This is a genomic window from Polymorphospora sp. NPDC050346 (assembly GCF_040655695.1).
GTDB lineage: Bacteria > Actinomycetota > Actinomycetes > Mycobacteriales > Micromonosporaceae > Polymorphospora > Polymorphospora lycopeni.
Genome location: NZ_JBFAKM010000012.1, coordinates 41,380 through 53,909, shown reverse-complemented (window position 1 = coordinate 53,909; position 12,530 = coordinate 41,380). Strand labels below are relative to the sequence as shown.

General features: G+C 76.0%; 13 protein-coding genes and 1 pseudogene. 7 read left to right on the top strand and 7 right to left on the bottom strand.

Annotated elements, in window-relative coordinates; all coding sequences use genetic code 11:
* Nucleotides 1-79: 79 nt before the first annotated feature.
* On the top strand, nucleotides 80-997 hold the full coding sequence (gene metF / locus AB0I42_RS14795) for a methylenetetrahydrofolate reductase [NAD(P)H] (protein WP_357537577.1): 918 nt from the start codon (nucleotides 80-82) through the stop codon (nucleotides 995-997).
* Nucleotides 998-1,044: 47 nt separating this feature from the next.
* Nucleotides 1,045-1,731, top strand: a complete 687-nt coding sequence (locus AB0I42_RS14790) for a CDP-alcohol phosphatidyltransferase family protein (protein WP_357537575.1) — start codon at nucleotides 1,045-1,047, stop codon at nucleotides 1,729-1,731.
* A gap of 195 nt (nucleotides 1,732-1,926) precedes the next feature.
* On the opposite strand, the gene crtI is transcribed toward AB0I42_RS14790, so the two are convergent.
* Genes crtI through AB0I42_RS14760 form a run of 6 tightly spaced genes read right to left on the bottom strand, consistent with a single transcriptional unit; the run spans nucleotide 1,927 to nucleotide 7,238 of the window.
* A complete protein-coding gene (gene crtI / locus AB0I42_RS14785) occupies nucleotides 1,927-3,429 on the bottom strand; it encodes a phytoene desaturase family protein (RefSeq protein WP_357537574.1) in 1,503 nt (500 codons plus the stop codon).
* Nucleotides 3,430-3,479: 50 nt separating this feature from the next.
* On the bottom strand, nucleotides 3,480-4,601 hold the full coding sequence (locus AB0I42_RS14780) for a glycosyltransferase family 2 protein (RefSeq protein WP_357537823.1): 1,122 nt from the start codon (nucleotides 4,599-4,601) through the stop codon (nucleotides 3,480-3,482).
* A 5-nt stretch (nucleotides 4,602-4,606) separates the two neighbouring features.
* A complete protein-coding gene (locus AB0I42_RS14775) occupies nucleotides 4,607-5,401 on the bottom strand; it encodes a carotenoid biosynthesis protein (protein ID WP_357537572.1) in 795 nt (264 codons plus the stop codon).
* The gene (locus AB0I42_RS14770) at nucleotides 5,398-5,952 is read right to left on the bottom strand and encodes a GNAT family N-acetyltransferase (protein WP_357537570.1); all 555 of its coding nucleotides are present in this window, start codon (nucleotides 5,950-5,952) and stop codon (nucleotides 5,398-5,400) included. The genes AB0I42_RS14775 and AB0I42_RS14770 overlap by 4 nt, the downstream gene beginning before the upstream one ends.
* Nucleotides 5,953-5,961: 9 nt before the next feature.
* Nucleotides 5,962-6,753: a monooxygenase gene (locus tag AB0I42_RS14765; protein ID WP_357537568.1), complete on the bottom strand. Its 792-nt coding sequence runs from the start codon at nucleotides 6,751-6,753 to the stop codon at nucleotides 5,962-5,964.
* A complete protein-coding gene (locus AB0I42_RS14760; RefSeq protein ID WP_357537566.1) occupies nucleotides 6,750-7,238 on the bottom strand; it encodes a YbaK/EbsC family protein in 489 nt (162 codons plus the stop codon). The genes AB0I42_RS14765 and AB0I42_RS14760 overlap by 4 nt, the downstream gene beginning before the upstream one ends.
* Before the next feature lie 105 nt (nucleotides 7,239-7,343).
* On the opposite strand from AB0I42_RS14760, the pseudogene AB0I42_RS14755 reads away from it, so the two are divergent.
* A pseudogene (locus AB0I42_RS14755) lies at nucleotides 7,344-7,613 on the top strand (asparaginase domain-containing protein); the annotation flags it as partial.
* A gap of 119 nt (nucleotides 7,614-7,732) precedes the next feature.
* On the top strand, nucleotides 7,733-8,371 hold the full coding sequence (locus tag AB0I42_RS14750) for an asparaginase (protein ID WP_357537564.1): 639 nt from the start codon (nucleotides 7,733-7,735) through the stop codon (nucleotides 8,369-8,371).
* A gap of 31 nt (nucleotides 8,372-8,402) precedes the next feature.
* Here AB0I42_RS14750 and AB0I42_RS14745 read toward each other — a convergent pair whose 3' ends face one another.
* Nucleotides 8,403-9,410 carry an SDR family NAD(P)-dependent oxidoreductase gene (locus AB0I42_RS14745; protein ID WP_357537562.1) on the bottom strand — a complete coding sequence of 336 codons (1,008 nt, stop codon included), beginning with the start codon at nucleotides 9,408-9,410 and terminating at the stop codon, nucleotides 8,403-8,405.
* On the opposite strand from AB0I42_RS14745, the gene AB0I42_RS14740 reads away from it, so the two are divergent.
* The 3 genes from AB0I42_RS14740 to AB0I42_RS14730 all read left to right on the top strand — a co-directional run bounded on the left by AB0I42_RS14740 (nucleotide 9,392) and on the right by AB0I42_RS14730 (nucleotide 12,523).
* A complete protein-coding gene (locus tag AB0I42_RS14740; RefSeq protein WP_357537560.1) occupies nucleotides 9,392-9,847 on the top strand; it encodes an SAV_6107 family HEPN domain-containing protein in 456 nt (151 codons plus the stop codon). The two genes, AB0I42_RS14745 and AB0I42_RS14740, sit on opposite strands and share 19 nt — an antisense overlap.
* A 79-nt stretch (nucleotides 9,848-9,926) precedes the next feature.
* Entirely contained in the window at nucleotides 9,927-10,604 is a 678-nt protein-coding gene (locus tag AB0I42_RS14735) for a hypothetical protein (RefSeq protein ID WP_357537558.1), read from the top strand.
* Nucleotides 10,605-10,735: 131 nt separating this feature from the next.
* Nucleotides 10,736-12,523 (top strand): DNA polymerase Y family protein, encoded by a 1,788-nt coding sequence (locus tag AB0I42_RS14730; RefSeq protein ID WP_357537821.1) that lies wholly within the window; start codon nucleotides 10,736-10,738, stop codon nucleotides 12,521-12,523.
* The last annotated feature ends 7 nt before the right edge of the window (nucleotides 12,524-12,530 follow it).

The following is a 12,530-nucleotide window of genomic DNA, read 5'->3' as shown; positions in this document are numbered from 1 at the left end:
TGTTGGATTTGTCGGGTGATAATTGCAAGATCGCGGAAACGGGGCGGGAGGGGCGAGGGGGAGCCGGTACGATCGCGGAGTGTCGCTCGGCCTTCCCTCTGTGCTTCCCGCCTCGCAGCCGTCGATCGGGGACCTGATCCGCGCGCCCGGGCCGACCTACTCGTTCGAGTTCTTCCCGCCGAAGGACGCCGAGGGCGAGCAGTTGCTGTGGCGGTCGATCCGCGAGCTGGAGCCGCTGCTGCCGTCGTTCGTCTCGATCACCTACGGAGCCGGTGGCTCGACCCGCGACACCACCATCGCGGTGACCGAGCGGATCGCCACCGACACCACCCTGCTGCCGATGGCCCACCTGACCGCGGTCAACCACTCGGTCGCCGAGCTGCGCAACATCGTCGGCCGGCTCGCCGCCGCCGGCATCCGCAACATGCTGCTCGTGCGCGGCGACCCGCCCGGCGACCCGACCGGCGAGTGGGTCCAGCATCCGGAGGGGGTCCTCTACGCCGAGGAACTGGTCCGGCTGGTCCGCGAATCCGGCGACTTCAGCGTCGGCGTCGCCGCCTTCCCGTACAAGCACCCCCGGTCGCCGGACATCGAGAGCGACACCGCGCAGTTCGTCCGCAAATGCCGGGCCGGCGCCGACTTCGCCATCACCCAGATGTTCTTCGACGCCGACGACTACCTGCGGCTGCGCGACCGGGTCGCCGCCACCGGCTGCGACACCCCGATCGTCGCCGGGGTGATGCCGGTGACCCGGATGGGCACCATCGAACGCTCCGAGAAACTCTCCGGCGCCCCGTTCCCCAAGGCGCTCGCGGCCCGCTTCGAACGCATCGCCGACGACCCGGTCGCCGTCCGCAAACTCGGCATCGAACTCGCCGGCGAGATGTGCCAACGACTCGTCGACGAGGGCGTGCCCGGCATCCACTTCATCACCCTCAACCGCTCGACCGCCACCCGAGACCTGTGGCAGCACCTGCGGGCCGGCGTACGGGTGTGACACGCCCGGCAGCGCCACCTGATCCGCCGTACGACGGTTGAGTTGAGGTGGGCATCGCGCTGCTGAACTGGGACGACTACGCCCGCACCTGGGCCAGGCTGCACGGCGGGTTCGACCCCCGTGACGCCTCCACCGTGGTGCGCGGCTGGCTGCGCCTCGCCTACCGGCTGGGCCGGATCCTCGGCCGGATCCGGATCCGGCCCACCGCCGTCACCTTCGTCGGCGTACTGCTGTCCGTCGGCGTACCCGTCTTCGCCCCACGCGGCGTCGAAGGGCCGCTGATCGCCGCCGGCTTCGTGCTGCTCGGCGCCATCGCCGACAGCGCCGACGGCGCCGTCGCGGTCGTCACCGGCCGGGTCACCCGGATGGGATACGTCTACGACTCGTTCGCCGACCGGCTCGGCGAAGCCGCCTGGCTGGTCGCGTTCTGGCTGGTCGGCGCACCCGGGCCGGTGGTCGCCGCCGCCGGCGGGCTGTCCTGGCTGCACGAGTACGTCCGGGCGCGGGCGGTCGGCGTCGGCATGAAGGAGATCGGCGTGGTGACCATCGGCGAGCGGCCGAGTCGGGTCTCGGTCGCGATCGTCGGCCTGCTGGTGGCCGGTGGCATCGGGTACGTCGACCCGGACCTCGCCGCCGGCACGATGACCCTGGCCACGGTCGTGTGGGGCGTGATAGCCCTCGGCGGCCTGCTCCAGTTGCTGGGCGCCGTCCGCCGCGCCCTGGGCAACGCGTAGCCCCCCGGGCCCCGCCCCCACCCCACCCGCGCCCCACCCGGACCGCCGCGCCCGCCGCGCCCGCCGCGTTCGTTGATCAAGGAGTTGTCGTGGGCGACACGCCGCGACACACCCCACGACTTGTCCTTGATCAACGACCGAGAGGGCGAGGGGGGGCGCCGGGGGAGTGGGGTGCGGGAGGGGCGGGCGGGTTCGTTATGCGGGGCCGATTTCTGCGGCGACGATCTGGGCCGACAGTGTGACCATCGGCAGGCCGCCGCCGGGGTGCGCCGAGCCGCCGACCAGGAACAGGCCGTCCACCGGGCCACGGTTCGCCGGCCGCAGCAGGCCGCCGGCCGTACCGTAGATCGCCCCGCCCGGGGCGGCGGTGGCGCCGGCCAGGTCGGCCGGGGTGCGTACCTCCCGGAACAGCAACCGGTCGCGGACGTCGACGCCGCGCGCGGCCAGGACGTCGAGGACCCGGTCGGCGTACGCCTCCGCCAGCCCCGGCCGGCGCCAGTCCACTCCGGACAGTGCACGGGCCTGCCGGGGCGCGTTGACCAGCACGAACCACGCCTCGTGGCCGTCCGGTCGGACCGCCGGGTCGGCGGCGACGGTGACGAAGACGGTCGGGTCGGCGGCCGGTCGGGCCGGCGCACCCCGCCCCGGATCGCCGAAGACCGCGTCGAACTCGGCGTCGTAGTCGGCGGGGAAGAACACGTTGTGGTGGGCCAGCCCGGAGTCGCCGCGTACGCCGAGCAGTAGCACGAAGCCGGCCAGGCTGCGGTCGGCGAGCCCGGCCAGCCGGCGTGGGCTCGGCAGCAGGTCGCGGTAGACGGTCTGCGCGTCGACGTTGGCGACCACCACGTCGGCCGGCAGCGGGGCGGCGCCGGCCAGCCGTACCCGGTGCACCCGGCCGCCGGCGGCGTCGATCCCGGTCACGGTCTGTCCGGTGTGGATTTCCACGCCGAGGTCGAGGCAGCGGGACAGTAGCGCGTCGGCGAGCGTACCGAGGCCGCCGCGCAGATACCAGCCGCCGAAGGCGAGTTCGGCGTACGGCACCGCGACCAGTGCCGCCGGCGCCCGGCGCGGGTCGGCGCCGGTGTAGGTGGCGTAGCGGTCGAGGAGCATCCGCAGCCGGGGGTCGCGCAGGTGCCGGCGGCCGAGCCCACGCAGCGTGGTGCCGGGGGCGATGGCGGCGAGGTCGCGTAGCCGCCAGGCGAGCGGTGCCAGGGCGAGTGGCGAGTCGACGCCGCGGCGCAGGATGTCCCGCCACGACGCGTCCCAGACCCGGCCGGCGCGCCGCCACAGCCGCCGCCAGTCGTCGGCGGCGGCCGGGCCGAGGGCCGCCGCGATCCGGCCGGCGAAGGCGTCCGGGTCGGCGCACGAGTCGAGCACGGTGCCGTCGGCGAACCGGTGCCGGACGATCGGGTCCAGCGGTACGGGATCGAGCAGCCCGCCGAAGTCGAGGCCGGCCACGGCCTCAGGGGCGGCGCCGGTCGCGGCGGCCAGGTCGGCGAAGACCTGCGGCAGCGTCAGCAGACTCGGGCCGGTGTCGAAACGGAACGTGCCGGCCGGCGTCGACCGGGTGTAGCGGCCGAGCTTGCCGCCGACCACACCGGACCGCTCCACCACGGTGACCCGGTGCCCGGTCGCCGCCAGCCGGGCCGCCGTCGCCAGCCCGCCGACCCCGGCACCCACCACCACGACCCGCGCCACGCCGCCCCGCCTTTCCGACCCTGCCTTCCCGAGCCCGCCGCAGGCGGGCCTCAGGCCACCGGCCGGCCGCGCCACGACAGCTGCCGCCGCCTGCGCAGATCGTACGACCGCAGGAGCAGCCACCCGAACAGCACGACCGACACCGGGTGCGCCAGCGCGTCCGGGAACGCCCGCCCGCCCGTCGCCCGGGCCGTCACCACCCGGCCGGCGACCCCGGCCAGCCAGGCCGCCGCGCAGGCCAGGGCCACCCCGTACCGGCCGGTGGCAGCGGCCGCCAGGCCGAGGACCGGCGGTACGGCGTACAGGGCGAGGAGCGTGACCACGACGGCGGCGGCGCCGGCCGGCGAACCGAACGACGCCCACATGCTCTTGGTGTAGCCGGCGGCCAGTTCGCGCCACGAGGTGTACATCCGGCAGGTGGCCAGCGCCGACCCGTCGGCGAGCGCGATCCGGCCGCCCGAGCGTTTCACCGCCCGGCCCAGTTCGATGTCCTCCAGCACCCGGTCGCGGACCGCCGCGTGGCCGCCGGCCCGGTCGTAGCCGGCCCGGTCGACGACCAGCAACTGCCCGCCGGCGGCGGCCAGCGACGGGCGCGGCGAGCGTTCCATCGCCCGCAGCGGCAGGAACGTCAGCCACGACCACTGCAGCAGCGGCTGCACGAGCCGTTCGCCGACCGAGCCGGCCAGGATCCGCGGGTACGGCGTCAGCAGGTCCGCCGACGCGTCCCGCAGTGCGGCGACGGACGCGGCGACGGCGTGCGGGGCGAGCACCACGTCGGCATCGACGAAGACGAGCACGCTTGCCTCGGGGGAGACGTGCCCGGCGAGCTGGTGGCAGGCGTACGGCTTGCCGAGCCAGCCGTCCGGCAGCGGCGCCCCGGTCAGCAGCCGGACCCGGGGGTCGGTGCCGGCGACGGCGCGTACCGCGTCGGCGGTGCCGTCGGTGGAGTTGTCGTCGAGGACGACGATCTCGAGCCGGGCCACGCCCCGCTGGGCGAGCAGGGACGTGAGGCAGGGCGCCAGCCGCGTCGCCTCGTCGCGCAGCGGCAGCAGCACCGCCACCGCCTCGTCGACTCCGGCCGGGTCGGCCGGCGGGCGGCGCAGCCACCTCGTCGCGTTGACCAGCGTGTGCAGGGTCAGCCCGGTCACCGCGACGGCGAGTGCGACCGCCAGTGCCGTCACGCGCCGACCCGGCCGGTGCGCCGGTCACGGGCGGCGGCCCGGGCCAGCACCACCGCCAGCGGTACGGCCACCACCGCCATCGTCGCCGCCCCCCACACCGCCGAGGCGGGCAGGTCGAGGAAGACCGCGTGGGCGAGCACGCTGGAGCCGTACGTCCACAGGTAGAGCGCGTACATCGGCCCGTCGCCGGGCCGTGTCTCGCGGGCGGCCGGCACGGTGACCGTCGCCAGTGCCGTCATCATCGCCAGCCCGACGAGCAGCCAGCCGACGTAGTTGCCGACCGGGATGCCGGGTAGCCCCGGCAGCGCCGGCGTCGGGTCCTGCCACGTCCAGTAGCCCTCGGCGACCATCTGCGGGTCGAGGAACAGGTCCCAGGTGGCCAGGCCGAGCGCGGCCAGCACCACCCGGCCGGGGCCGGGCCCGACCAGCCGGACCGCGGCCAGCCACGCCGGCCACGCCATCCAGGTCCAGGCCAGCGGGATGATCACCGGTACGCCGAGCAGCTTCGGCCCCAGCTCGCCGGAGTAGTCGTAGAAGCCGAACGGCACCCCGGTGGCGACGCCGACCGCCTCGACCGCCAGCCCGCCACCGGTCGCCACCAGCACCAGCGCCGCCGCCGTACGCGGCCCCCGGGTCAGCAGCGCGTGCCCGACCGACAGCAGGTAGCCGAGCACGACGGTGGCCACCGTCAGCCGGGCCCGGGCGGTGCCGTCGGTCAGCGGGTAGCCGATCTGCGCCAGCACCAGCACACCGAGCAGCAGCCAGGGCAGCCCGGCCCGGACCCTGGTCACTGGGGTGGCGGCGACGGCAGCGGCAGATCCCGACCGAGCACGGCGAACGCCCGCTCGTCACCGGGGAAGCGGAAGTCTCGCAGGATGTCGACGAACCCGAACCGCCGGTAGAGCCGCCACGCCCGGGACCGCTGCTCGTCGGCCTCCGGTGTGGACAGCAGCGTGGTCGCCCCGCCGGCCATCGTCAGCAGCGCCCGCAGTTGCCGGGCACCCAGGCCGTGGCCCTGCGCCTCCGGCCGTACGTGCAGTTCGACGACCTCGAAGCAGTCGACCAGCCACCGGCGCCGCTCGGGTTCGGCCAGGGCCCGGCGCACCTGGTCGTGCCACCACTGGCCGCTGCCGGACGTGTAGCCGTAGCCGAAGCCGGCCAGCTGCCCGTCGGTGGTCAGGGTGGCGACCGCCCGGAACCCGGGCCGGCGTACGTGGGTGGCAATGTAGCCGCGCCGGGCCTCCAGCAGTTCGGCCCGGTAGCCCATCGCCTCGCCGTAGACGGCCACGACATCGTCCAGCCGCCGTACGAGATCGTCCGGCTGCCACGACACCAACCTCACGCCCGCTCCTCACTGCCGTCCACGGTCATCCTCCGCCGGTCCTGCCCCGCCCGCATCCGGCCCGGTCCAGCCGAGCACCGACCGGTCGCCGACGACGTCGCGCACCTCGAAGCGGGCGAACAGTTCCTCGGCGTACCACCGCTCGACCGGGGTGCGGGTGATCGCCGCCCGGTGCTCCGGGTGACGGTACGCGAACTCGACGAGATCCGTTGTGCTGCGCCACACGCTGACCGTGCCCTGCCAGCCGACCGGCGCCTCGCCGATGCCGAAGCGGGCGACCAGCCCCGGCGCCGCGTGCAGCGCCCGCGCGACCGGCGGCACCGCCCGCCAGAACGTCAGCGCCCGGGACGGCCGCAGCCGGGCCCGGGTCAGGGCGAGCACCGGACCGCCGGTCGCCCCGCCGGGCGGGTCGCCGAACGGCCGTACGCCGGACCAGTCGCCCCGGCTGGTGAGCGGCCGCAGGTCGACGCGTACGCCGGCGGCGGCGATCCGCCGCCAGGCCCGCCCGACCGGGCTCTCGTCGAAGCCGTCCGCCGCCGCCGGGTCGTCCCAGACGGTGACGGCGGCCCAGCGGGTCGGGTCGGCGTCGGTCGGCCCGAACCCGGTTCCGGTGCCCGTGCCGAGCAGCTTGCCGAACCGCACTCCGGGCAGCGCCCGCAGCCGGCGCGGATCGGCCGCCATCCGGACCAGCGCGCGCGGCACCGCCCGCCGGGGAATCCGCCACACGTGCAGCGTGACCAGCTCCGGTACGTCGCTGCGCTCGGCGCCCGCGTGACGGGTGTCGGGTCCGTGCCCGGTCACGCCACCTCGGCGGGCGTGCCGGCGGTGATCCGGACCAGTTCGTCGTACGTCGTCGGGAAGACCGCCCGGGGTACGCCGCCGGCCGCCCACACCTCGCCGTATCCGGCCAGCGCCTTGTCGACGAGGGTGCGTACCGGACCGGGGTGGCCGAGCGGGGCGACGCCGCCGATCGGCTGGCCGGTGTGGGCGCGTACGAACTCCGGGGTGGCCCGGCGCAGCGCGGTCACCCCGAGGTCGGCGGCGACCTGGGCGGTGTCGACCCGGTGGGCGCCGGAGGTCAGCACCAGCAGTGGTTCGCCGTCGGCGTCGAAGATCAGCGAGTTGGCGATCTGGCCGACCTCGACGCCGAGTGCGTCGGCCGCCGCGGCCGCGGTGTGGACCGCGTCGGGCAGCATCCGGACCTGGCATCGGTTGCCGGAGCCGTCCCGGGCGTCGGCGTTGTCCAGCGCGTCCTGTACGGCCTGGACGTTCGGGTGTGCCTGCATGTCCCCATCTTGCTCGGTCGCCCGTCGGCGCCGGGGGCGGGGCGGGCGTCGAGTCGCCGAGCCCGGGCGGAAGAGTGGATCGACCTATAACCCCAGTAGGGGTATATGCGGGTTATGATTCCGGCGTCGGATCGGGCGAGGAGGGCGTACGTGGGTGGACGGGTGCTGCTGCTGGCCACGAAGGACACCATGGCCTACTCGCGCCGGCCGGGCCACGAGGCCGTCGCCGACGGCGCCGGCCTGCTCCGGACCGTTCCCGACCGACTGCTCACCGCCGAGGTGACCGTCGAGGACGTGCTGTCCGAGCCGAGCTGGGACATGACCCCGGCGACGATGCTGGCGCTGGCCCGCCGGGCCCGCGCCGCCATCCTCGACGACGGGTACGCCGGCGTCGTGATCACCCACGGCACCGACACCCTGGAGGACACCGCCTTCTCACCGACCTGCTCGCCGGGGAGGCGGCCCTGCGCGGCGGGATCGTCCTCACCGGCGCGATGCGGCACTTCGACGACCTGTCCGCCGACGGCCCGCGCAACCTGGCCTCGGCGATCACCGCCGCCGCCGACCCGGCCCTGCCCGGCGTCGGTGTGGTGGCCTGCCTCGACGACGAACTGCACGCCGCCCGCTGGGTCACCAAGGTGGACGCCACCGGCGTGGCGGCGTTCAGTTCCGCGCCGTTCCCGACCCTGGGCCGGGTCGTCGACGGCCGGGTCGAGATGCTGGCCGCCCGGCCGCCGCGGCCACCCGCGCCCGCCGGCGAGCCGGAGTCCGACGTCGCCCTGATCAAGACGTACCCCGGCATGGACCCGGTGCTGCTCACCGCGGTGGTGGACGCCGGCGCCCGCGGCGTCGTACTGGAGGGCACCGGCCTGTCCAACATCCCGGCCGGCCTGCTCGGCACCGTCGCCGACCTGGTCGAGTGGGACATCCCGGTGGTCGTCGCGTCCCGGTGCCGTACCCGGGGCGTCGACCTCGACGAGCTGTCCCTCGGCGCGCGACTCGCCGGCCGGGTGGGCGCGATCGGCGCGCGTGGGCTGGCCCCCGGCAAGGCGCGCAGCGCCCTGATGGTCGCCCTCGCCCCGACCGGCGGGGTGCGGGCCGCCCGCGACTGGTTCGCCCGCCTCGAACCGTAGCCCGCGGACGCCGGCCGGCGGTGTGCCGGCTTCAGCGCGCCGTCGCGACACTCCGGGCCGCGTACGCCCAGAGGCGGTCGGCGGCCTCCGGATCAAGGGCGTGCGCGGCGACCCCGCCGGTCGGCTCCGGTCCCTCCGGCGCCGGTTCCGCCTCCCGGTTGTCCTCGAAGTACCGCCCGCTGACGCCCTCCACCAGCGGCGAGGCGGCCAGCAGCACCGACGTCGCGGCGCCCTCCGGCAGCGACTTCAGGGACGGCTGTTCGATGATGTCGCCCGCCTCGTCCATCGCGCCGAGGGCGCGCATGGTGTCGTCGTCGACGTGCCGCTGGAGGTTGGTCATGACCCAGCCGGGGTTGACCGCGTTGGCGGTGATCCCGTCCGCCGCCCACCGCCGGGCGATGCCGACCGCGAGCAGGACGTCCGCGGTCTTCGACTGGCCGTACGCCGACCAGCGGTCGTACGGACGCCGCGCGAAGTGCGGGTCGTCGAAGACGAACGGGGCGGTCAGGTGGGCGCCGGAGCTGACGGCCCGCCCGGCTACGGTTCCGGCCGCCGCCGGGCGACCCCGCCGTTTCCCCGGACCGGGGAGGTTGTCGCGGTTGGCCTTGCGTTTTTGTCGCAGGGGAGGTGTACAGTCTTCAGTAGTTAGAACGCGTGTTCGATTCGACCCTCTTGATTGGGTCGGCCCGGCCGAGCCTCCGGGTCGAGCCCGACGGGTGGCCGCTTTCGGGGACGGTTCTGGCGCCCGGGAGGAGCGATTCGCGGCGCGACTCCCGGATGTGCGGTGACGCGCGACCGCACAGAGGGACCCGGGTCTTCGCGAGACCTGGCCCGCCAAAGGCAGGACCGTTGTCCGCCGCCCCCGACCCCCGGGCGGCGGACAACGGGCCCGCCGGCACGACCGGCCGGGTGTGGTGTGGGGAAGCTTCGCGCCCGGCCGGTCGGTGCACCGCCGCGGACCCGCCGACCGGCGTCGGTGGCCGGTGGCGTACGGCGAATTGCGACGCGGAGGAGAGAGCCATGGCGACCAACTCGGCACCTCTGGTGCCGGCCCACGTGCTGCCGCACCGCACCCCGACCCAGTTGCTCACGATCGCCCGCCAGGGACTGGCCGAGGCGGCCCGCACCCGCCCCGACGGTCTGCGCTACGCCGCCGCCCACCTGGCCGCCCTGCGCGCCGCCGCGGCGATGCTCGCCGCCCGCGCCCGTCCGGCCCCCACCCGCCGCAACCGGATCACCAGCGTCTGGACCCTGCTCGTGCTGGTCGCTCCCGAGATGGGCGAGTGGGCCACCTTCTTCGCCACCGGTGCCACCAAGCGCGCCGCCGCCGAGGCCGGGATTCCCCGGGTGGTGACCGCCCGTGAGGCCGACGACCTGCTGCGGGCCGCCGAGCAGTTCGTCAGCCTCGTCGAGGCGACGCTCGGGGTGGCCCACCAGCCGGCCATCGACGGCCTGCCCGGCGACCTGGCCGCCTGAGCGGCCCGCGCCGACCAGCCACCCCGCGCCGACCAGCCACCCGGACGACCCGACCCGCACGACCGACCAGAGAGCACAGATGACTGACCTCGCGCGTCTGCGGGCGCTGGTCGGGCAGACCGATCCGGGGCTCGCGGTCGACGACCGCCTGCCGTTGCCGGCGCCGATGCAGCCGCTGCTCGGCGGGCGGCTGAGGCGTGGCGCGGTGGTCGCCATCGACGGCGGGGGCGGCCGGACGTCGCTGGCGATGATGATGCTGGCCGGTGTGTCGGCGTCAGGCGGCTGGTGCGGCGTGGTCGGTCTCCCGTCGTTCGGTCACCTGGCCGCCCAGGAGTTGGGCATCCGGCTGGAGACCCTGGCGCTGGTTCCCCATCCCGGCGCGGCCTGGGCCGACGCGGTCGGTGCCCTGGTGACGGGGGCGGACGCGGTGCTGGTCGACCCGGCGGTGCAGGTGTCGGGAACGCTGGCGCGGCGGCTGGCGGCGAAGGCCCGCCAACACCGCTGCACGCTGTTCACGCTGGGATCCGCCTGGGAGGGCAGCGACCTGCGGGTGTCGGTACGCCGCCAGGAGTGGTTCGGCCTGGGACAGGGGCGGGGCCGGCTGCGCACCCGCCGGCTGACCATGGCCGCGTCCCACCGCCCGCACGCCGAACTGGTCCTGTGGCTTCCGGACGAGGGCGGGCGGGTCCGTGCCGCCCAGGACGCGGCGGCGCCGGTCCGGCTGCCCGTGGGCGGGCGGCGCGCACAGGCGGGCTGACGGCCCACGAGCCTATTCTCCCTGGTCACCTCACGGATTCCGAACGTATGTTCTAATCTGTTGGTCGTCGGTCGAGGTGACCGGCACGGGGTCGCGGGGGTGGGAGAGCGGTGGGCGTGCCGGTGCGGACGATGTTCGTCTGGTGTCCTGACTGGCCGGTCATCGCCGCCGAGATCACCGACGGCACCCCGGCGTCGGCCCCGGTCGCGGTTTTGCACGCCGGCCGGGTCGTCGCCTGCTCCGAGGCGGCCCGCGCCGACGGGATCCGGCGCGGGCTGCGTCGGCGCGAGGCCCAGAGCCGCTGCCCCGAACTGACCGTCGTCGACCACGACCCGGCCCGCGACGCCCGCGCCTTCGAGCCGGTCCTCGCCGCCGTCGAGGAGGTCGCCGCCGGCGTCGAGGTGATCCGGCCGGGCGCCTGCGCGATCGCCGCCCGCGGCCCGGCCCGCTACTTCGGCGGCGAGGAGCCGGCCGCCGAACGCGTCGTCGAACACGTCGCGCAGTCCTGTGCGGTGGAGAGCCAGGTCGGGATCGCCGACGGGGTGTTCGGCGCCGGTCTCGCCGCCCGCACCGGGCAGGTCGTCCCACCCGGCGACACCCCGCGTTTCCTGGCCGGCCTGCCCGTCGAGGCCCTCGGCCGGCCGGCCCTGGCCGACCTGCTGCGCCGGCTCGGGGTGCGTACCCTCGGCGACTTCGCGGCCCTGCCCGCCGCGGACGTCCTGGCCCGGTTCGGGTTCGACGGGATCCTCGCCCACCGGCTCGCGGCCGGCCGCGACCACCGCCCGCTCGCCGCCCGCCGGCCGCCGCCCGACCTGGCGGTGACCGAGACGTACGACGAGCCGCTGGAACGGGTCGACGTGGCCGCGTTCGCCGCCCGGACGCTCGCCGAACGGCTGCACGACACGCTCGCCGGGCACGGCCTGGCCTGCACCCGGCTGGTCATCGAGGCGGTCACCGCCCACGGCCAGGAACTGCACCGGGTCTGGCGGCACGACGGGCTGCTGACCGCGGCCGCGATCAGCGACCGGGTCCGCTGGCAACTCGACGGCTGGCTGACCGCCGCCGGCCGGCGGCCCGGCGCGGCCGGTGCCGCACCACCCCGGCCGACCGCCGGCATCCTCCGGCTGAGCCTGGTTCCCGACGGCGTGCTCGCCCACGTCGGCCTGCAACCCGGCCTGTGGGGGGAGACCGGCGCCGGACGCGACCGGGCACACCGGGCGCTGAGCCGGGTGCAGGGCATTCTCGGCCCGGAGTCGGTGGTCACCCCGGTGCCCGGCGGTGGCCGGTCACCCCATGACCAGGTACGGCTGGTGCCGTGGGGCGACGAGCGGGTGCCGATCCGCCCCGGCAACCCGGCGGCGGCGCCGGGCCTGCCGGCGCTGCCCGCCGCTGTGCCGTCTGTCGCCGGGCCGCCCGCCGCCACGCCGGCCGAGGACGGGCCGGCCGGGAGTGCGTCAGCCGCCCCGGCGGCCGGGAGCGTATCCGCCGGGAGCGCGCCGGCCGTTCCGGCGGCCCCGCCCGATCCGGTGGGCGGGCGGTCGGGCGGCGGCCGACGGGCCGCCGGCCGGTCCCGGGCGGCGGCCGGGCCGGTGCCGCCGTGGCCGGGCAGCCTGCCGGCCCCGCACCCGGCGGTCGTGCTGCCCGCCCCGCTGCCCGCCACCGTCCTGGACGCGGCCGGTGAACCGGTCACCGTCAGCGCCCGGCTGGCGGTCAGCGCCCCGCCGGCCCGGGTCGCCGTCGGCACCGGGCCACCGGTCGGGATCGTCGGGTGGGCCGGGCCGTGGCCGGTCGACGAGCGCTGGTGGGCGCCGGCCGAGGCCCGTCGCCGGGCCCGCTTCCAGGTGGTCCTCGCCGACGGCGGAGGACTGCTGCTCGGGCTCTCCGGCGGCCGGTGGTCGGTGGAGGCGGTCTATGACTGACCACCGG

Coding starts and splice junctions, on each gene's coding strand:
- AB0I42_RS14760 (WP_357537566.1), bottom strand. CDS start 7,238: ATGCAGGCACACCCGAACGTCCAGGCCGTACAGGACGCGCTGGACAAC.
- AB0I42_RS14750 (WP_357537564.1), top strand. CDS start 7,733: ATGCGGCACTTCGACGACCTGTCCGCCGACGGCCCGCGCAACCTGGCC.
- AB0I42_RS14740 (WP_357537560.1), top strand. CDS start 9,392: ATGGCGACCAACTCGGCACCTCTGGTGCCGGCCCACGTGCTGCCGCAC.
- AB0I42_RS14735 (WP_357537558.1), top strand. CDS start 9,927: ATGACTGACCTCGCGCGTCTGCGGGCGCTGGTCGGGCAGACCGATCCG.
- AB0I42_RS14730 (WP_357537821.1), top strand. CDS start 10,736: ATGTTCGTCTGGTGTCCTGACTGGCCGGTCATCGCCGCCGAGATCACC.